Source organism: Sutcliffiella halmapala, from assembly GCF_002019665.1.
Taxonomy (GTDB): domain Bacteria; phylum Bacillota; class Bacilli; order Bacillales; family Bacillaceae_I; genus Sutcliffiella_A; species Sutcliffiella_A halmapala.
Window position 1 is genome coordinate 1,612,366 of sequence record NZ_KV917375.1, and the last position, 18,761, is coordinate 1,631,126.

Below are 18,761 nucleotides of genomic sequence, written 5' to 3' on the forward strand. Positions count from 1 at the left end.
AGTTGATGAAATTTATTCTAGCTTTTTTTTCACTTTTTATAGTAGGAACTCTATTCACTCATCCTGTACAAGCATCTCCCTCATCACCATCAGAACTTGTGACCGACCAGATAGAAGGGGTTGGAGTTGAAGAAATAAAAGTTTATTGGGAAGAGATTATGAATGAGTATGGTGGGTTTTTACCTGAAAGCCAAAAAGGCAGCTTTATGGAGTTTGTAAAAGGGGACAAGTCCTTCTCTCTAAAAGAATGGTTTAAAGGGTTTATAAAATATCTTTTTCATGAATTACTAGCAAATGGAAAGCTCCTTGGGAGTCTTATCCTCTTAACGATCTTCAGTATGTTCTTACAAACATTACAAAATGCATTTGAGCAAAAAACCGTTAGCAAAATTGCCTACGCAGTCGTATATATGGTGCTGATTATTATAGCATTAAATAGCTTCCATATTGTCATTACCTACACAAAGGATGCCATCGCAGCAATGACCGGCTTTATCATTGCTTTAGTTCCGTTGCTGATTGCTTTAATCGCTTCATCAGGTGGCCTAGTTTCAGCGGCGTTTTTTCATCCGATTATACTCTTTCTCATGAATACGAGTGGCATGCTTATCCAGTATGTGGTGCTTCCACTACTATTTCTAGCAGCGATTCTTAGCATAGTGAGTACGTTAAATGAACAATACAAAGTAACCCAGCTTGCACAGCTCTTACGAAATGTAAGTATCGGAATTCTCGGAATCTACCTAACCGTTTTTTTAGGGGTCATATCGGTACAAGGTGCAACTGCAGCAGTAACAGATGGAATTGCGATTCGAACAGCTAAGTTTGTCACTGGTAACTTTATTCCAGTAATCGGAAGAATGTTTACCGATGCAACAGACACTGTTATTACGGCGTCCCTGTTGCTCAAAAACACGGTGGGAATCCTCGGAGTCGCTACTGTTATTATGCTGGCTGCCTTTCCAGCGATAAAGATTCTGTCAATCGCCATTATCTACAAGTTAGCAGCGGCCTTGTTACAGCCACTTGGCGGGGGAACGGTTATCACGTGCCTAGACATAATTAGTAAAAGTATTATTTATATTTTTGCCGCACTTGCGATTGTATCCTTTATGTTCTTTCTAAGTATCACCGTTATCGTTGCTGCTGGAAACATAACTGTGATGATTCGATAGGTAGGTGAGAGATAGTGAGTTATTTAACAGAATGGATTACGAGTATTATTCTATTTATCTTGCTGGCAACCGTAGTAGATATGCTACTACCAAGCTCAAGTATGCAGAAATATACGAAGCTAGTAATTGGATTGTTATTAATAGTAGTCATATTAACGCCGATCTTAAAGCTACTTTCTACAGACATGGACGAGCTCTTTGCAAAAATGACCACCAATCCTGACTATATTTCTGAAAAAAATACAGAAAATTTAATAGAAATGAAGAAAAAAGAAATACAAGCCTCCCAAGCTGCATATATTTTAAAACAAATGGAATTAACCATGAAAGAAGATGTGGAAGAGGAGTTGAGGGAGCAATATGGTCTAAGTGTAAAGGAGATAAATTTCGTTGTAAAAAATGCAGAGCAACTCACAACTGTACCGAACTTCGAAGACTTAGAGATAGTGGAATTTGTATTAGTGAAAGCGAAAGAAGAGACAGCTGTTTCCGTAGTAAAGCCTATCAATATTGACACCTCCAGACCAAAGGAACTAGCTCCTTCCTCTACTAAATCAAGTAGTGAAGGCAAGATCATAACATTCCTATCAGATCGCTGGCAGCTACATCCAACAGTAATCACAGTAGATGTGGAAGGAGGGGATTAGTACAAGGTGGAAAAGAAAAATCAAGATTTCATTCCATGGTTAAAATCTCTTTTATTTGATTCATCTAAAGATAAAAAGTCTTCTAAACGACAATATATTATCGTTGTACTCGTTGTTGGGGTTGGCTTTATGCTTTTTAGTAATTTGTTTTTTGGGAAGCAAGAGGGTTCTTCATTAAACGCTGCGCTTCAAACTTCGGGTCAACCGGAGTCTGAATCACCAGTATTTAGTCAAAAAGATGACAACGTCCCTTCTACTATCTCTGACTATGAAACTCATTTTGAGAATCAGCTGAAAGAAGCACTGGAAGCAATAATCGGGGTTGGAAATGTTAACGTAGTCGTAAATGTCGACGCCACCGAAAAGCAAGTGCTTCAGAAAAACGTGAACACCCGCACGCAAACAACTGAAGAGAAAGACAAAGAGGGTGGAACTCGTAGTGTTCAAGAGAATTCAAAAGATGATCAAGTTGTCATGTCAAGAAAAGGGAATGATGAGCACCCAATCGTACTGGAAACGAAAAAGCCAGCTATCAGAGGTGTGCTTGTGGTAGCACAGGGCGCTGAAAATATAAATGTGAAGAAAATGATTTTGGAAGCTGTTACACGGATGCTTGATGTTCCGCAACACAAAGTTGCAGTCCTTCCAAAAAAATCTAAGGGGGAATAAGAATGTTATTGAAGAAACAAACAGTTTGGCTACTAACCATGTTAAGTTTAGTATTTGTTTTATCTGCATACTATTTTATTGGAAATCAAGCAGAAAATAACCAAATGGCTCAAGATCCTGCAAATGTACCTGGTATTAATGAAACTGCTGGTAATGAGGAAAACACAGATGGTGAAGATGGCGACAAGGCAGCAGGTACTGATGGAGAAGAGGCAGAAGGAAATACAGAAGAAGACGGTAGCGAAGTTGTCCAATATATTTCAGGCGATGAAGCCTTTGAAGAGTTACGACTGAATTTATCGAACCATAGAAGCCAAGTACGCTCTGACTTGAATGATCAAATTGCGAATACAGAATTACCAGCTGAGGTAATCTCAGAAGCAATCGATAAACGAAATGCCTTAGAGGAAACATCAGAAAAAGAGCAAATGCTAGAGCACAGCATCAAATCAAGAAAAGATGTAGAGGATGCAATCGTTCGAGTTACTGGAGAGCAAATCAAAGTATCATTAAAGGTAACTAGTGAGCCTAGCTCTAAAATAGCAAATGAGATCTATCACTTAGTACGTACTGAATTTACAAATGTTCGAAATGAAAACGTTGTGTTTGATTTTTCAGCGAGTAATAACTGAGGAAATTCGGGTGGTAACTAGCCACCCGAATTTTTGTGTTAAAGTAAGAAATGATAAAAAACGCTCCAGTGTTAAGTAAGGGATAAAAGCAAGGGTGCGACGCAGATACCCCTATTTATCTAACAAACAGGAAAAGAGCCATATAAAAAAGCTATCTTTCGAATTATCAAGTCCTTAAGAGGGGCCACATTGAGAGAGAATCCTTAGTAAAGGTAATCACTTCATTTCCACCCCGCCCGAACTTCCCCTATCAAAAAAGCAGGAAAATCCCTCAGAGATGTCCAACTTAACTAGTAGACAAAAAATAAAGCGTTTCCATTAAAAAGTCCTATTTAGCACTAGGTAATAACATCTATTACTATTTTAAAGTTGAATTTACATGTTCCGTATCGTATGATGAATATGAACTATTGGTGAAGTGTACATAATAAAAACACCGACCATCATCTAATGAAAAGAACAGGAATCGAGGAGTGAAAGAAATGTTAAAGATTCAAGAAATTAGAGAAATTATTAAACTGATCGACCAATCCAATATAGATGAATTCTTGTATGAGCAAGAAGGAACAAAAATTAAGTTGAAAAAACAAGGTGCTCAAACTGTAGTTAGTACGCCAGTAATTGCTGCACCACCTGTAGCAGCACAAGCTGTGGCTGCGCAAGCGACACAAGTGCCAGTAACTGAGGCTAAAGTCGAAGCTTCTGCTGCTCCAAAAGAAACAGCAAAGGTCGAAGACGAAAACCTACATAAAATTACTTCCCCTATGGTAGGAACGTTCTATTCTTCTCCATCACCAGATACTGCTGCTTATGTACAAGCAGGAGATAAAGTTGGAGAAAATTCCGTTGTTTGTATCGTAGAAGCGATGAAATTATTCAACGAAATCGAAGCGGAAGTTAAAGGCGAGATAGTAGAGGTATTAGCTGATAACGGACAGCTAGTGGAGTACGGACAACCTTTATTCCTTGTAAAAACAGTATAAGGAGAGGGTATTATCATGATAAAAAAGTTATTAATTGCAAATAGAGGAGAAATTGCGGTTAGAATTATTCGCGCATGTCGTGAAATGGATATAGAAACGGTCGCAATTTATTCAGAGGCTGACAAGAATTCGCTTCATGTCCAATTAGCGGATGAAGCATATTGTGTTGGCCCTACTGCATCCAAAGATAGTTATTTAAATTTCACGAACATTATTAGTGTCGCAAAGTTAACAGCTTCCGATGCGATTCATCCGGGTTACGGATTTTTAGCGGAAAATGCTGATTTTGCAGAGCTATGTAGAGAATGTAACATCACATTTGTTGGACCAAGTCCAGAAGCTATTACAAGAATGGGAACAAAGGATATTGCTCGTGAAACGATGAAAGAAGCAAACGTCCCAATTGTTCCAGGTTCGCCGGGAATCATTGAAACTATTTCAGACGGTATGAGCATTGCCAACGATATTGGTTACCCAGTTATCATCAAAGCAACAGCTGGCGGTGGTGGAAAAGGTATTCGTGTTGCCAGAAATGAAGAGGAATTAAAGAAAGGTATCTCGATTACACAACAAGAAGCTGCCACAGCATTCGGTAACCCGGGAGTATACCTTGAAAAATTCATTGAAGACTTCCGACATGTTGAAATACAAGTCCTTGCCGATACATTTGGAAACACAATTCATTTGGGTGAGCGTGATTGCTCGATCCAAAGAAGACTGCAAAAGCTCGTTGAAGAAACACCATCTCCTGTACTAGATGCAGAATTACGTAGTCAAATGGGAGAAGCTGCAGTGAAAGCGGCGAAAGCAGTAGACTATACAGGTGCAGGTACGATAGAATTTATATATGACTATCAAAACAAGAAGTTCTATTTTATGGAAATGAACACTCGAATTCAAGTGGAGCATCCTGTTACAGAAATGGTAACAGGGGTAGATTTGATTAAGGAACAAATTCGAGTAGCATCTGGTGAAAAGCTAACTTTAACACAAGAGGAAGTTACCTTCACTGGTTGGTCCATTGAGTGCCGCATTAATGCAGAAAATCCAGCAAAGAATTTTATGCCTTCTCCTGGTAAAATAGAAATGTATTTACCACCGGGTGGTTTCGGGGTTCGAGTAGATTCAGCTGTATACCCTGGCTATGCGATCCCGCCATATTATGATTCTATGGTGGCAAAGCTGATTACTTACGGAGCGACACGCGAAGAAGCCATTTCTAGAATGAAGCGGGCACTTAGCGAATTTGTAATAGAAGGTGTTCATACCACCATCCCGTTCCATCTAAAATTGATGGATCACGAGAAATTTAAAGACGGTAATTTTAATACGAAATTCCTTGAAATGTATGATGTCATGAATTCTTAAATTTTTAGGAGGGTTCTATAATGAGCGAAAGAAACTTATTAGAAATGGATAACAATGGTACACTCGGCAAAGTGGAAATTGCTCCAGAAGTAATTGAAGTTATTGCAGGTATTGCCGCTTCAGAAGTAGAAGGAGTTTCACAAATGCGTGGAAACTTCGCGGCAGGAGTGGTAGAAAGATTAGGGAAAAAGAATCACGGTAAAGGTGTGAAAGTAGACCTTTCTGAAGAAGGAATCAAAGTGGACGTATATTGTGTGATGCAATTTGGTATCTCTATTCCTACTGTGGCTCAAAAAGTTCAAGATAATATCCGTCAAGCGCTATTAAATATGACAGCACTTGAAATTACAGAAGTGAATATTCATGTTGTTGGAGTTCAATTTGAAATCCAAAAGAATGAAGTGGAAGTAGAACAAGAAATTTAAATCAGATGATCAAACTTACTTTGTAGGCATTCAAGAAGGAATGAGTGCCTACATTTTTTTTGTTTCTAGCAAAGATTAGCAGTAGCAAATTTCAATACATGATAGTTGCTGGACACGTGAAAGGGTATGCTAGTTGGAAAAGTTTCAAGTGTCAGTAGTATCTTGGTGGCTCGCTTTTCTAAATTCTCCTTGTATTCATCGCTAATGTTCGGTACAATTTTAGGCGCTTTCCTTTTTTATAAAAGAAGGCTTGAGCTAGGTATCTGACCGTATAACACGCATCAATCTAGGCTATGATGATGTTGAATTAACAAAAAAGTAAACATGTCTATTTGGATAAAGATGCTTCCCCAAAGCCTGTCGAATATCCAAAACACGAATGAAGCATTTGAGTGCTTTTAAAAATGTATGTGTTTTATGTGAAAAACGAATGAAAAATGTGTGTTTTTTTATAAAAATGTGCTATTATCTTATTATACTAGTTGAGCACGATAAGGAGATTATGAATGAAACGAAGTAAATCAAGAGAAAAAGCTTTTCAAGCTATCTTCCAAATGGATGTTAGTGAGTTTGAGCCTCAAGAAGCAATTGATAACGTGTTAGAAGAAGGAGAAAAAGCAGACGAATTTCTAAAAGGTATTGTTTATGGAACGATGGAGCATCGTCAAGAAATCGATTCCACGTTGATAGCACATTTAGAAAAATGGTCGCTTGATCGTCTTGGGACTGTGGACCGTACGATTCTACGTATGACGGTCTATGAAATGAAGTATGAAACAGAAATACCTATCAATGTAAGTATTGATGAGGCTATTGAATTAGCAAAGATTTATGGTGATGAGAAGTCAAGTGGTTTTATCAACGCTGTCTTATCAAAAGTAAAAACAACATTTGAAAAATAGTGAAATGCAACAGGCTAAAGGGGGAGCTATTCATGTCAGCAGTAATCATATCTGGAAAAGAACTAGCAACAGAGAAAAGAGCCTTTATTAAAGCGGAAGTTCAGAAATTGGTAAAAGATCAACAAATTCAACCAAGCTTAGCTGTTATATTAGTTGGTGATAACCCAGCATCTCACTCCTATGTGAGAGCGAAACAAAAGGCTTGTGAAGAAGCTGGAATGGAATGTATTCTAGATCATTATCCTTCGACATTAACAGAAAAAGAATTGCTCGATCGTATTGCACACTATAACCATGAAGGATCTGTTCATGGGATTTTAGTACAGCTGCCATTACCAGATCATATTAATGAACTTGCTGTCATCGAAAGTATTTCCCCAAATAAGGATGTGGACGGTTTCCATCCGGTGAATATCGGAAAAATGATGATCGACCAAGAAACATTTTTACCGTGTACACCTTATGGCATCGTCGAAATGATTAAATCGCTAAACGTGTCCATCTCTGGAAAACATGTGGTCGTTATCGGTAGAAGTAATATTGTAGGCAAACCTGTTGGACAATTATTATTAAAAGAGGATGCTACGGTTACATATTGCCATTCTCGGACAAAAGACTTAGCTTCTATTACGAAACAGGCAGACATTTTAATTGCTGCAGTAGGAAGAGCAAATCTTATTGGCCCTGAATTTGTGAAGGATGGGGCAATTGTTATTGATGTTGGCGTGAATAGGCTAGATTCTGGAAAACTTTGTGGGGATGTAGATTTTGACAAAGTGAAAGAAAAAGCGAGCTTTATCACACCGGTTCCTGGTGGGGTCGGTCCAATGACAATCACGATGTTATTGCAAAACACCCTGCAATCCGCACAAAAATCCGAAAGCGAAAACAAGACGTTTTCATGTTAATATGGTATGTTTAGAGATGGAGGGAACATTATGTTCTTCCGTCTTTTTTCATATACTTTTTTCTTAGTAAGAGCTATCGACTAAAGGGGCTATTTAAAAATGAGTGAACGCAGATACTTAACTGTTACTGCTTTAACAAAATATATTAAAAGAAAATTTGATGTCGATCCTCACTTGCAGGATGTTTGGTTAAAGGGGGAAATATCTAACTTTAAGCAACATAGCAGAGGACATATGTATTTCACTTTAAAGGACCAAAATGCTCGCCTTCAGGTTGTTATGTTTGCAGGACAAAATCGCAATCTTGTTTTTAAACCCGAAGAGGGAATGAAGGTGCTAGTTCGCGGAGAAATTACTGTTTATGAGGCAAATGGATCTTATCAGATGTACATAAAGGAAATGCAGCCAGACGGGGTAGGTAGTCTCTATCTTGCTTACGAAGAGCTGAAGAAAAAGCTAGCTAACGAAGGTTTATTTTCTGATACATATAAACAAAGCTTACCTAAATACCCTCAGGCAGTAGGAGTAATAACCTCCCCAACTGGTGCAGCAGTGCGTGATATTATCACCACTATTAAACGAAGGTACCCACTTACACAAATCATTGTCATTCCGGCACTTGTTCAAGGGGTAAATGCTGGACCCTCCATTGTCTCAGCGATCAAGCAAGCTAATACCATGAAAGAATTAGACGTATTAATTGTCGGTCGTGGCGGAGGTTCGATTGAAGAGTTATGGGCATTTAACGAAGAAATTGTTGCGAGAGAAATTTTTACGTCAGCTATTCCGATCATATCGGCAGTTGGACATGAAACGGACTTTACAATTGCAGATTTTGTAGCAGATATGCGTGCGCCAACTCCAACCGCAGCAGCAGAATTAGCAGTTCCACATATAAACGAATTGCTTGAGCGTCTTTCAGACAGGAAATTTCGCTTACATAGAGCATCAACCAAATTGATGCAAAGCTATAAGGATAGATTGACGCATCTTCAAAAATCGTATGCCTTCCGTTTTCCAAAAAATCTCTACGTTCAAAAAGAACAAGAACTTGATCGTTTACTAGAAGACCTTGACGTTGCAATGAAAAGATTGGTCGAAAAGAAACGTGACAAATGGGAGCAAATATCTACATTACTACAACGCAATCACCCAAGAAAGCAATGGGAAATGGAGAAAGTTTCTCTAGAACAGCAAACGAAAATGTTAACAAAGTACATGCAACAAGCCTTACAAAAGAAACAATGGGAGTTTCAAAATCAGTTAACAAAAATAGATGGATTGAGTCCACTTAAGATCATGAGTAGAGGGTATAGTGTTGCGTATGCATCAGATGGTGAAATTATCAAAAATATTGCCCAAGTTAATAAAGGAGACTCCATACAAGTTCATCTACAAAACGGGACATTAGACTGTGAAGTTCAGGAAATGAAGGAGCGGAAAAATGATGAGTGAAAAAAAGACAAAAAAAGTGGTTAATTTTGAGGAAGCAATGAAAGAATTAGAATCCATTGTAGAAAAGCTAGAAGAGGGTGATGTACCATTAGAAGAAGCTATTTCCTACTATAAAGAAGGAATGAAGCTATCAAAAATTTGTCATGATAAGCTTACCCATGTTGAGGGAGAAATGGAAAAAATCCTAAAAGAAAATGGCGAGTTAGAGTCATTTGCAATACAGGAGGATGAAGGTTAATTGTCCACTCATATAGACTTACAAATTTTTTTACAAGAGCGTAAAATGCTAGTAGAGGATCAGCTGTTTTGCTATATGGAAAACATGCAAGTCCCCGAGGTCCTTTTAAATTCTATGAAGTACTCCCTAAAAGCTGGAGGAAAAAGGCTAAGACCAATACTCGTACTTGCTACGTTAAATTCCTTTGGAAAACAAGAGGATATTGGCTTGCCTGTTGCCTGTGCCATCGAAATGATCCATACTTATTCGCTTATTCATGATGATTTACCAAGTATGGATAATGATGATTTCCGTAGAGGAAAGCCGACCAATCATAAAGTGTATGGTGAGGCAATGGCGATACTAGCTGGAGATGCCCTTTTAACTTATAGCTTTGAAGTAATGGAAGACTTAGTCACTAAAGGAATCCCTGCAAATACAATTGTTTCCTTAGTAATGGAAATGGCGAAAGCGGCTGGCCCGACTGGAATGGTTGGAGGGCAAGTGGCAGATATGGAAGGGGAAGGTAGAAGTTTAACGCTTGCTGAACTTGAGTATATACATAGAAATAAAACAGGAAAATTATTAGGCTATAGCATACATGCTGGTGCAGTTCTGGCAAATGCAACAAAAGCTCAACAAGAAATTCTAAAAGAGTTCTCTGATCACATTGGGTTAGCATTCCAAATAAGAGATGATATTCTTGATATTGAGGGAGAAGCAGAAAAAATTGGAAAACCGATTGGGTCTGATACGATAAATGATAAAGTTACTTATCCCTCACTTTTAACGATGGATGGAGCGAAAGAAAAATTAAACTATCACATTTTAGAAGCAAAGCGCTTACTTGAAAATTTACCTCTAGAGTCTGATTTATTATTCCAACTCTGTGATTTAATTGCCAAAAGAGATCATTAATCGACAAAAAACAGACGAAAATTGAGCATTTCATCTATTTATGATATAGTATATGATTGAATGGGTTGTAGAATATGCAAGTTCTAGGCATTCCTAATACTAAACGATCTATATGATCACGGTATGCACCCGATTTTTACATAATAAATTCACAACTTTAGAATGTTTTATTATTTTAATACAAATGCTTAACATATAAGGTGCAGAAATATACTATGTTTTAAAAAATGGAAAGAATCCATTAATTGGAGTTTAGCTATCGCCGTTATCACACTCGTGTTAGCGGCTATTTTTTCAATAAATCGTTTTTTAAAAGATAATGGGAATAATTAGCGTTAGCAGGTTTTAGCGATTATAAAAACTAAGTAAGCTGAACCAATTTGGAAAATAAGCGAAATTTAGCAAGGAAAGAGAGTGATCCCTTTTGGATCTTACAAAGATAACAAGTCCGCAATTTCTTAAGAATATGTCAATAGCTGAATTGGAGGAGCTCAGTGCAGATGTGCGTAGTTTTCTAATTGAGCAATTATCTACGTCTGGAGGACATATTGGCCCTAATCTCGGTGTAGTAGAACTAACCATTGCTCTCCATAAAGTATTTGATAGTCCTAAGGATAAATTTTTATGGGATGTTGGCCACCAAGCTTATGTTCATAAGATTTTAACAGGAAGAGCTTGTGAGTTTGATACACTTCGTAAATATAAAGGGCTCTGTGGTTTCCCGAAACGGAATGAAAGCGAGCATGATGTATGGGAAACTGGTCACTCCTCGACTTCCCTTTCGGGTGCAATGGGTATGGCGTTAGCGCGGGATATTAAAGGAACGAAAGAATATGTTATTCCAATAATTGGCGATGGCGCTTTAACTGGTGGGATGGCTCTTGAAGCTTTAAACCACATCGGGCATGAGAAAAAAGATATGATTGTTATTTTAAATGACAATGAAATGTCTATCGCGCCGAATGTTGGAGCTTTGCATAGTGCGCTTGGAAGAATGCGTACAGCCGGCAAGTATAACTGGGTAAAAGATGAGCTAGAAGTCTTTTTAAAGAAAATCCCTGCAGTTGGCGGGAAGTTAGCTTCTACAGCAGAGAGAATTAAAGACAGCTTGAAATACCTAGTGGTTAGTGGCATGTTTTTTGAGGAATTAGGGTTTACTTATCTTGGTCCAATTGATGGTCATAATTACAATGACCTTATAGATAATTTAAAGTATGCAAAGAAAACAGAAGGACCAGTTATTATCCATGTCGTAACGAAAAAAGGTAAAGGCTATCAACCAGCTGAAACCGATACAATCGGTACGTGGCATGGGACGGGACCTTACAAAATCGAGACGGGTGATTTCTTAAAGCCAGTTGGAGCACCACCTGCTTGGAGTAGTGTTGTTAGTGAGACGGTTAGAAAGTTAGCTCGAGAAGACGAGCGAATTGTCGCGATTACTCCAGCGATGCCTGTTGGCTCTAAATTAGAGAACTTCGCGAAGGAATTTCCTGAACGAATGTATGATGTCGGAATTGCGGAACAGCACGCCGTTACAATGGCTGCAGGACTTGCTACGCAAGGGATGAAACCGTTCTTAGCCATTTATTCGACATTCTTACAAAGAGGATATGACCAAGTAGTTCACGATGTCTGTCGTCAAAATCTAAATGTTTTCTTTGGAATTGACCGTTCAGGGTTAGTTGGAGAAGATGGAGAAACGCATCAAGGTGTGTTTGATATCGCCTTTTTAAGACATTTACCAAATATGGTACTCATGATGCCGAAAGACGAAAATGAGGGCCAACACATGGTTTATACGGCTAATAAATATGAACTTGGTCCCATCGCCCTGCGTTATCCACGTGGGAATGGATTAGGTGTGAAGATGGATGAAGAGTTAAAAGAACTGCCTATTGGCTCTTGGGAAGTTCTAAAAGAAGGTACAGATGCAGTCATTCTAACATTTGGAACAACCATTGGCATGGCTTTAGAAGCAGCCAAGCAATTAGCCAAAGATAATTTATCGGTAAAGGTAGTAAATGCTCGCTTTATTAAACCAATGGATGAAACCTTATTACATGATTTAGGTAAATCTGGTATTCCATTTGTAACCATTGAAGAGGCAGTTCTGCAAGGTGGGTTTGGTAGTGCGGTTTTAGAATTTATAAGTGATCATGGCTACTCGAATCGCGTTGTGCGGATGGGTATTCCTGATCGATTTATTGAACATGGAAGTGTGAAGGAACTACTCAATGAAATTGACTTAACATCAGAGAAAGTCATAGAGAATATTAAATTAATCACATCAAGAAGAAAACAAAAAAGGGCATAAAACTAATGGCGAAAAAAGAAAGACTAGACGTATTATTGGTGGAGCGTGGGCTGATAGAAACACGTGAAAAAGCAAAACGATCCATCATGGCAGGACTCGTATATACGAATCAACAAAGGTTAGACAAGCCTGGGGAGAAGGTAGCGATAGATGCCCCTTTAACTGTTAAAGGGAATCTTCTTCCATATGTAAGTAGAGGCGGCTTGAAACTAGAAAAAGCGTTAAAAATCTTCCAACTAGATGTAAAAGATAAGATTTTGTTGGACATTGGTGCTTCGACAGGTGGTTTTACTGATTGTGCTTTACAAAATGGTGCGAAGCTAAGCTATGCGTTAGATGTGGGATACAATCAATTAGCTTGGAAGTTACGTCAGGATGAACGCGTTGTTGTGATGGAACGAACCAATTTTCGCTATGTGACACCTGTTGATTTGGCGGAGGGTATGCCAGAGTTTGCAAGCATTGATGTATCCTTCATTTCCTTAAAATTAATTTTACCTGTCTTAAAAACGCTTTTAGTTCCAAACAGTGATGTGGTTGCTTTAGTAAAGCCTCAATTCGAAGCAGGTCGAGAACAGGTCGGGAAAAAAGGGATTGTCCGTGAACCCAAAATCCATGAAGCAGTTTTAGGAACCATCATCGAATTTAGTAGGAAACAGGGGTACGATGTGATGGATCTATCCTTTTCACCAATAACAGGGGGAGAAGGAAATATTGAGTTTCTCCTGCATCTGAAATGGAATGGCCCAAAAGATGAAGGGGTTAATCATTTAAAAGAAACGACTCAACAAGTAGTAGCATCCGCTCATCAACAATTAAAGGTAGAAAAAGGGGAATGACTGTTAGTAGTTATTCCTTTTTTTGCGAAAAAGATAGTATTCCTATAAATACTTTTACATACTGTTGTGTTTGAATTAACATAAAACATAGATAATGTCATGCTACATAGATAATGTAAGGGGTGTCGAAATGACCAAGGGGCAAAGACATATAAAAATAAGAGAACTAATTGCAAATAGCGAAGTAGAAACACAGGATGAGCTAGTGGATCGGTTGAAGAGTGCAGGTTTTAATGTTACTCAAGCAACTGTATCGAGAGATATTAAAGAACTCCACCTCGTAAAGGTGCCAATGTTAGATGGAAGGTATAAATATAGCTTACCGGCAGATCAGCGCTTTAACCCACTACAAAAACTTAAGCGCTCCTTAATGGACGCATTTGTGAAATTAGATATCGCTGGACATATGATTGTGATGAAAACTATGCCAGGAAATGCCAATGCAATAGGTGTCTTGATTGATAACCTCGACTGGCAAGAAATATTAGGAACTATTTGTGGGGACGATACATGTTTAATTATTTGTCGTACACCAGATCAAGCAGAAGAGCTTGCGGATAGATTTATTAATATGCTGTAAAAAGAACGATTCCGTAAAGGGTGTGATAGGATGATTGCAGAATTAACGATTAAAAATTTTGCTATTATTGAATCTCTTTCTGTCTCCTATGATAGAGGTCTTACTGTTTTAACAGGGGAAACAGGTGCAGGTAAATCGATTATTATTGATGCTATTCACCTTTTAGCCGGTGGAAGAGGTTCGCATGAATTTGTTAGATTTGGCGAAAAAAGAGCAGAACTTGAAGGGTTATTCTTGTTAGAAGATGAAAGTCATCCGTGCTACCGAGTATGTAAAGAGCTAGGTATCGACGTGGAAGATGAAATGGTCGTATTAAGAAGAGAAATTCATGCAACAGGGAAAAGTGTCTGCCGAGTAAATGGAAAGCTTGTCACGATAGCTTTATTAAGAGAAATAGGACAAACCTTAGTTGATATTCATGGGCAGCATGAACACCAAGAATTGATGGATCCAGACCTTCATCTCGCGCTTTTAGATCAATTCGGGGGAAAAGCCATCCAGAAAGAGTTACAAGCCTATACAGACGTATACAAGCGTTATAAGGAAGTAGAAAAGCGACTTTTGCAATTAACAGAGAACGAACAGAAGGTTGCGCATCGTTTAGATTTACTTCAATTTCAGGCAGAGGAAATAAACAATGCACAATTGACTGTAAATGAGGATGAAGTGCTTCTAGAGGAACGAACAAAAATCAGTAATTATGAGAGGCTTTATCAATCCTTAAACAATTGTTACTATTCCATGCATGGGGAACAAAAGGCATTAGATTGGATAGGCAAAGCGATGTCAGAAGCAGAAGGTTTAGAAGAAATTGATAAGAATTTAAAAGATGTGTATGATACGATATCGAATTCTTATTATCAGCTCGAAGAATTGTCTTATCGACTTCGTGATGAAATTGATCAACTTGAATTTGATCCGAAACGCTTAGACTTTATCGAGAGTAGATTAAACGAGATTAAGCAACTAAAGAGAAAGTATGGAAACTCAGTTGTAGAAATTCTAGAATATGCTTCTAAAATTGAAGAGGAATTAGAAACTTTACAGAACCGTGACTCTCACATTCATCAGCTACAAGAAACTCTTCAATCGTTAAAGGAGGACTTAGCACTAGAGGCAAGATCCTTAACGGAAGCCCGGATGAAAGCTGCAATGAAGTTGACGAAGAGCATTCATAAAGAATTGAAGGATTTATACTTAGAAAAAGCGATTTTTGATGTCCATATTCAACCTAGAAAAGACAAAAAGGACAACTCCTTTCTTTATCAAAAAAATGGTGTCGATAATGTGGAATTCTATTTAACAACAAATCCTGGTGAGCCCTTAAAGCCAATGGCTAAAGTCGCATCAGGAGGAGAATTATCGAGGATTATGCTGGCGCTCAAAAGTATTTTCTCTAAACATCAAGGTATTACATCGATTATCTTTGATGAAGTCGATACCGGGGTAAGTGGGCGAGTTGCTCAAGCGATCGCGGAAAAAATATACCAGGTTGCAGTTGATTCTCAAGTATTGTGTATATCTCATTTACCACAAGTAGGTGCAATGGCTGATACGCATCTTTTTATTAGTAAAGAGGTTACTGGAGAACGGACAAAAACGAAAGTGAAAGTCCTGAATGAAAGTGAAAAAATTAGAGAAATCGGTCGGATGATTTCGGGCGTGGAAATTACGAACCTTACGAAAGAACATGCCAAAGAATTATTAGAACTTGCTGGAAGCATGAAACAAGCGTAATACCTAAAAATGCGGTCCTCTTTTACGAGATGGAGCGCATTTTTTTGTTAAGCAAATTAATTTTCGATACGAAGACAAAAAACTACCTCAGTCGGAAGTGTAATGCCGCCTATTTCAGTTAAATAGCATACAGATAGAGGTGTATTTCTGCATTCTTAATTTATTCACAATCCTCAGCTAGAATAACTATCCATATTGGGTAGCTTTTTTATTTATATATTGGTTATAAATGTGGCGTGAGAAGGCAAAATTATATAATGTAGCCATGAAAGGTGTGGGTTAGGAGCGAGGAGAGTGAAAAAGTTTGAGAGAAGATTTAATTAGAAAAATAATTGGTGTATTTCTCCTTGTTTCAGTCATGGTGTTGTGTGTAAGTCAACCATTTAAAGAGTTTGTCCAAATTCCAAATAAATTAACGATATTTGAAGGGCAAGGAATACATTTCCAATCATCTGTTCCGGTAGATGCAACAATATCGGGTGAAAATCCTTCTGTTGGAATTGAGACGAAAAATGGCGGAGTAGCGGTTAATGGAACACAGAGTGGGGAAAGCAAAGTGATATTAGAGCTGGCTGGTATCCCCATTAAACAAGTTAATGTTGATGTAATTCCCGAATATAAGGTATATCCCGGTGGACAATCAATTGGAGTAAAATTAAATACTTTGGGTGTATTAGTTGTTGGACATCATCAAGTAGACACGGTTGAGGGAAAACAATCTCCAGGTGAAATTGCAGGGATTCAAGTTGGTGACATTATTACAAAAATTAATGGTGAATCCATTGAACAAATGAGTGATGTAGCTCCTTTTGTTCAAGAAGCAGGAAAAACTGGTAACGCACTTGACATTGTCATTACAAGAGATAAAGAAACCATTGAAACAAAACTAATCCCATTAAAAGATAAGCAAGATAGCTCATTTAGAATTGGTTTATATATTCGAGATTCTGCTGCTGGAATAGGCACAATGACTTTTTATGATCCTCTTACGATGAAATACGGTGCGCTTGGCCATGTAATATCAGACATGGACACAAAGAAACCAATTGTCGTACAGGACGGTCAAATTGTTCGTTCAACGGTTACGTCAATTGAAAAAGGAAGCAATGGAGTGCCGGGTGAGAAACTAGCCCGTTTCTCTAGTGATCGTTCTTCCATTGGTAATATCACGCGAAATAGTCCATTTGGAATTTTTGGGACACTTCATAAGGATATTGAAAACGGAATTATGGATCAAGCACTACCGATTGCACTTTCACACGAAGTGAAAGAAGGCCCAGCCAAGATTTTAACCGTTGTAAACGATGATAAAGTAGAAGAGTTCGATGTAGAAGTAATCAGTTCAATTCCGCAAAAATTCCCTGCAACCAAAGGGATGGTAATCAAAATTACCGACCCAGTTCTTTTAGAGAAAACAGGTGGTATCGTACAAGGAATGAGCGGTAGTCCAATCATTCAAAATGGAAAAGTTATTGGTGCGGTAACACATGTTTTTGTAAATGATCCAACATCAGGATATGGTGTTCATATCGAATGGATGTTAAATGAAGCGGGAATTAATATTTATGAAAAGGACAAACAGAAGAAAGTGGGCTAACTAAGCTCGCTTTTTTTTCTTTTAAATAGTAAGAATATACGATATGATGAACACGTAAAGATTATTCGACAAAACGTAAAATGATAAGTGGATTTATGCGTAATTAGTCGAAAAAAGCAGTTATCTGAAGAAAAACATTGATTTTATAATAAATTTAAGGATTATCGATTTTTTTAGAGGAATTGTAGTTGCATTGTCGAATTTAACATTTAGAATAGAAAATAGACTTATATAAAAAAGAATAGAATGTATAGGGACTGAGGAGGAAATTATCTGTGGGAATTAAAGTATGTGTGGTAGATGATAATCGTGAATTGGTTGGTCTATTAGAGGAGTATATTTCTGCCCAGGAAGATATGGAAGTAGTGGGAGTTGCGCATAATGGTCAAGAGTGTCTTCAATTACTACAAGATAAATTACCTGACGTATTAGTTTTAGATATCATTATGCCTCACCTTGATGGACTTGGCGTATTAGAAAAAATGCGTTCTTTAAACTTAACGAAACAGCCAAATGTTATTATGTTAACAGCCTTCGGTCAGGAAGATGTAACGAAAAAAGCTGTAGATTTAGGAGCGTCATATTTCATTTTAAAGCCATTTGATATGGAAAACCTAGTCGGTAACATTCGCCAAGTGAGTGGAAAATCATCACCAATATTACAACGTTCAAGCTCATCTTTACGATCTTCCAGCCCAGAACCTAAAGGTAGAAATCTTGATGCAAACATTACGAGTATTATCCATGAAATTGGCGTTCCTGCGCACATTAAAGGCTATCTATACTTAAGAGAAGCAATTTCTATGGTGTACAATGATATCGAACTATTAGGATCTATTACAAAAGTTCTTTATCCAGATATTGCAAAGAAATATAACACTACAGCCAGTCGTGTAGAACGTGCTATTCGTCATGCAATTGAAGTTGCTTGGTCCCGTGGAAACATCGATAGCATCTCCTCGCTATTTGGCTACACCGTATCCATGACAAAAGCAAAACCAACAAACTCCGAGTTCATCGCCATGGTTGCTGACAAGCTGCGCTTAGAACACCGCGCTTCTTGAAAGGGTAAGGAATAAGACGAATCAAGGGATTGATCCCATTAGTGAGTTTTGGGTAAGTGACACTACTGACCAATAACTATATATTCTGTGGGCTTTAAATATTATAAAAAGCAGTTAATAATGAACACCTTCTATTTGTTGAGTTTTTTCAACATTTGGGAGGTGTTTTTTGTTTTGCTGGATTTTTATTATCCTAAAAACACTTAAAGCTTTGAAGTGTAATGAGCAAGTGAAGGAACTTGTTATTGAATAACAGGATAAATTTTGTTAATTCTAAATATTTAAAAAACATATTGTGCATTGTATACAATATGTTATATAATGAATT

Annotated in this window: 18 protein-coding genes; all 18 read left to right on the forward strand. The window is 37.8% G+C overall.

What is annotated here, in order from left to right; all coding sequences use genetic code 11:
• Window positions 1-5 precede the first annotated feature (5 nt).
• The 18 genes from spoIIIAE to spo0A all read left to right on the forward strand — a co-directional run bounded on the left by spoIIIAE (window position 6) and on the right by spo0A (window position 18,433).
• A complete protein-coding gene (gene spoIIIAE, locus BK580_RS07765) occupies window positions 6-1,175 on the forward strand; it encodes a stage III sporulation protein AE (protein ID WP_078379775.1) in 1,170 nt (389 codons plus the stop codon).
• 14 nt (window positions 1,176-1,189) lie between these two features.
• Window positions 1,190-1,822, forward strand: coding sequence for a stage III sporulation protein AF (spoIIIAF, locus tag BK580_RS07770; protein WP_078379776.1), 633 nt, complete (start codon window positions 1,190-1,192; stop codon window positions 1,820-1,822).
• 6 nt (window positions 1,823-1,828) lie between these two features.
• On the forward strand, window positions 1,829-2,491 hold the full coding sequence (gene spoIIIAG / locus BK580_RS07775) for a stage III sporulation protein AG (protein ID WP_078379777.1): 663 nt from the start codon (window positions 1,829-1,831) through the stop codon (window positions 2,489-2,491).
• A 2-nt stretch (window positions 2,492-2,493) separates the two neighbouring features.
• On the forward strand, window positions 2,494-3,123 hold the full coding sequence (locus tag BK580_RS07780) for a SpoIIIAH-like family protein (RefSeq protein WP_078379778.1): 630 nt from the start codon (window positions 2,494-2,496) through the stop codon (window positions 3,121-3,123).
• Window positions 3,124-3,605: 482 nt separating this feature from the next.
• Window positions 3,606-4,106, forward strand: a complete 501-nt coding sequence (accB, locus tag BK580_RS07785) for an acetyl-CoA carboxylase biotin carboxyl carrier protein (RefSeq protein WP_078379779.1) — start codon at window positions 3,606-3,608, stop codon at window positions 4,104-4,106.
• 15 nt (window positions 4,107-4,121) lie between these two features.
• Entirely contained in the window at window positions 4,122-5,474 is a 1,353-nt protein-coding gene (gene accC, locus BK580_RS07790; protein WP_078379780.1) for an acetyl-CoA carboxylase biotin carboxylase subunit, read from the forward strand.
• A gap of 20 nt (window positions 5,475-5,494) precedes the next feature.
• A complete protein-coding gene (locus tag BK580_RS07795; protein ID WP_078379781.1) occupies window positions 5,495-5,899 on the forward strand; it encodes an Asp23/Gls24 family envelope stress response protein in 405 nt (134 codons plus the stop codon).
• 506 nt (window positions 5,900-6,405) lie between these two features.
• The gene (gene nusB, locus BK580_RS07800) at window positions 6,406-6,801 is read left to right on the forward strand and encodes a transcription antitermination factor NusB (protein ID WP_078379782.1); all 396 of its coding nucleotides are present in this window, start codon (window positions 6,406-6,408) and stop codon (window positions 6,799-6,801) included.
• 32 nt (window positions 6,802-6,833) lie between these two features.
• Window positions 6,834-7,709 carry a bifunctional methylenetetrahydrofolate dehydrogenase/methenyltetrahydrofolate cyclohydrolase FolD gene (folD, locus tag BK580_RS07805; protein ID WP_078379783.1) on the forward strand — a complete coding sequence of 292 codons (876 nt, stop codon included), beginning with the start codon at window positions 6,834-6,836 and terminating at the stop codon, window positions 7,707-7,709.
• Window positions 7,710-7,808: 99 nt separating this feature from the next.
• Window positions 7,809-9,164, forward strand: coding sequence for an exodeoxyribonuclease VII large subunit (xseA, locus tag BK580_RS07810; RefSeq protein ID WP_078379784.1), 1,356 nt, complete (start codon window positions 7,809-7,811; stop codon window positions 9,162-9,164).
• Complete coding sequence (locus BK580_RS07815) at window positions 9,157-9,402, forward strand: exodeoxyribonuclease VII small subunit (RefSeq protein ID WP_078382685.1); 246 nt, start codon at window positions 9,157-9,159, stop codon at window positions 9,400-9,402. The genes xseA and BK580_RS07815 overlap by 8 nt, the downstream gene beginning before the upstream one ends.
• Window positions 9,403-9,447: 45 nt before the next feature.
• Window positions 9,448-10,299, forward strand: coding sequence for a polyprenyl synthetase family protein (locus BK580_RS07820; RefSeq protein WP_078382687.1), 852 nt, complete (start codon window positions 9,448-9,450; stop codon window positions 10,297-10,299).
• 424 nt (window positions 10,300-10,723) lie between these two features.
• Window positions 10,724-12,616, forward strand: a complete 1,893-nt coding sequence (dxs, locus tag BK580_RS07825; RefSeq protein WP_078379785.1) for a 1-deoxy-D-xylulose-5-phosphate synthase — start codon at window positions 10,724-10,726, stop codon at window positions 12,614-12,616.
• A 5-nt stretch (window positions 12,617-12,621) separates the two neighbouring features.
• On the forward strand, window positions 12,622-13,455 hold the full coding sequence (locus tag BK580_RS07830; protein WP_078379786.1) for a TlyA family RNA methyltransferase: 834 nt from the start codon (window positions 12,622-12,624) through the stop codon (window positions 13,453-13,455).
• A 130-nt stretch (window positions 13,456-13,585) separates the two neighbouring features.
• Window positions 13,586-14,035 carry a transcriptional regulator AhrC/ArgR gene (gene ahrC, locus BK580_RS07835; RefSeq protein ID WP_078379787.1) on the forward strand — a complete coding sequence of 150 codons (450 nt, stop codon included), beginning with the start codon at window positions 13,586-13,588 and terminating at the stop codon, window positions 14,033-14,035.
• Between the two features lie 30 nt (window positions 14,036-14,065).
• Window positions 14,066-15,772 carry a DNA repair protein RecN gene (recN, locus tag BK580_RS07840; protein ID WP_078379788.1) on the forward strand — a complete coding sequence of 569 codons (1,707 nt, stop codon included), beginning with the start codon at window positions 14,066-14,068 and terminating at the stop codon, window positions 15,770-15,772.
• 304 nt (window positions 15,773-16,076) lie between these two features.
• Complete coding sequence (gene spoIVB, locus BK580_RS07845) at window positions 16,077-17,369, forward strand: SpoIVB peptidase (protein ID WP_078379789.1); 1,293 nt, start codon at window positions 16,077-16,079, stop codon at window positions 17,367-17,369.
• Window positions 17,370-17,644: 275 nt separating this feature from the next.
• Window positions 17,645-18,433, forward strand: a complete 789-nt coding sequence (spo0A, locus tag BK580_RS07850; RefSeq protein WP_078379790.1) for a sporulation transcription factor Spo0A — start codon at window positions 17,645-17,647, stop codon at window positions 18,431-18,433.
• The last annotated feature ends 328 nt before the right edge of the window (window positions 18,434-18,761 follow it).

Excerpts from the sequence above, each read along its gene's own strand:
- spoIIIAE (WP_078379775.1), top strand. The coding sequence starts at position 6 with ATGAAATTTATTCTAGCTTTTTTTTCACTTTTTATAGTAGGAACTCTA.
- BK580_RS07780 (WP_078379778.1), top strand. The coding sequence starts at position 2,494 with ATGTTATTGAAGAAACAAACAGTTTGGCTACTAACCATGTTAAGTTTA.
- accB (WP_078379779.1), top strand. The coding sequence starts at position 3,606 with ATGTTAAAGATTCAAGAAATTAGAGAAATTATTAAACTGATCGACCAA.
- accC (WP_078379780.1), top strand. The coding sequence starts at position 4,122 with ATGATAAAAAAGTTATTAATTGCAAATAGAGGAGAAATTGCGGTTAGA.
- BK580_RS07795 (WP_078379781.1), top strand. The coding sequence starts at position 5,495 with ATGAGCGAAAGAAACTTATTAGAAATGGATAACAATGGTACACTCGGC.
- nusB (WP_078379782.1), top strand. The coding sequence starts at position 6,406 with ATGAAACGAAGTAAATCAAGAGAAAAAGCTTTTCAAGCTATCTTCCAA.
- folD (WP_078379783.1), top strand. The coding sequence starts at position 6,834 with ATGTCAGCAGTAATCATATCTGGAAAAGAACTAGCAACAGAGAAAAGA.
- xseA (WP_078379784.1), top strand. The coding sequence starts at position 7,809 with ATGAGTGAACGCAGATACTTAACTGTTACTGCTTTAACAAAATATATT.
- BK580_RS07815 (WP_078382685.1), top strand. The coding sequence starts at position 9,157 with ATGAGTGAAAAAAAGACAAAAAAAGTGGTTAATTTTGAGGAAGCAATG.
- BK580_RS07820 (WP_078382687.1), top strand. The coding sequence starts at position 9,448 with ATGCTAGTAGAGGATCAGCTGTTTTGCTATATGGAAAACATGCAAGTC.
- BK580_RS07830 (WP_078379786.1), top strand. The coding sequence starts at position 12,622 with ATGGCGAAAAAAGAAAGACTAGACGTATTATTGGTGGAGCGTGGGCTG.
- ahrC (WP_078379787.1), top strand. The coding sequence starts at position 13,586 with ATGACCAAGGGGCAAAGACATATAAAAATAAGAGAACTAATTGCAAAT.
- recN (WP_078379788.1), top strand. The coding sequence starts at position 14,066 with ATGATTGCAGAATTAACGATTAAAAATTTTGCTATTATTGAATCTCTT.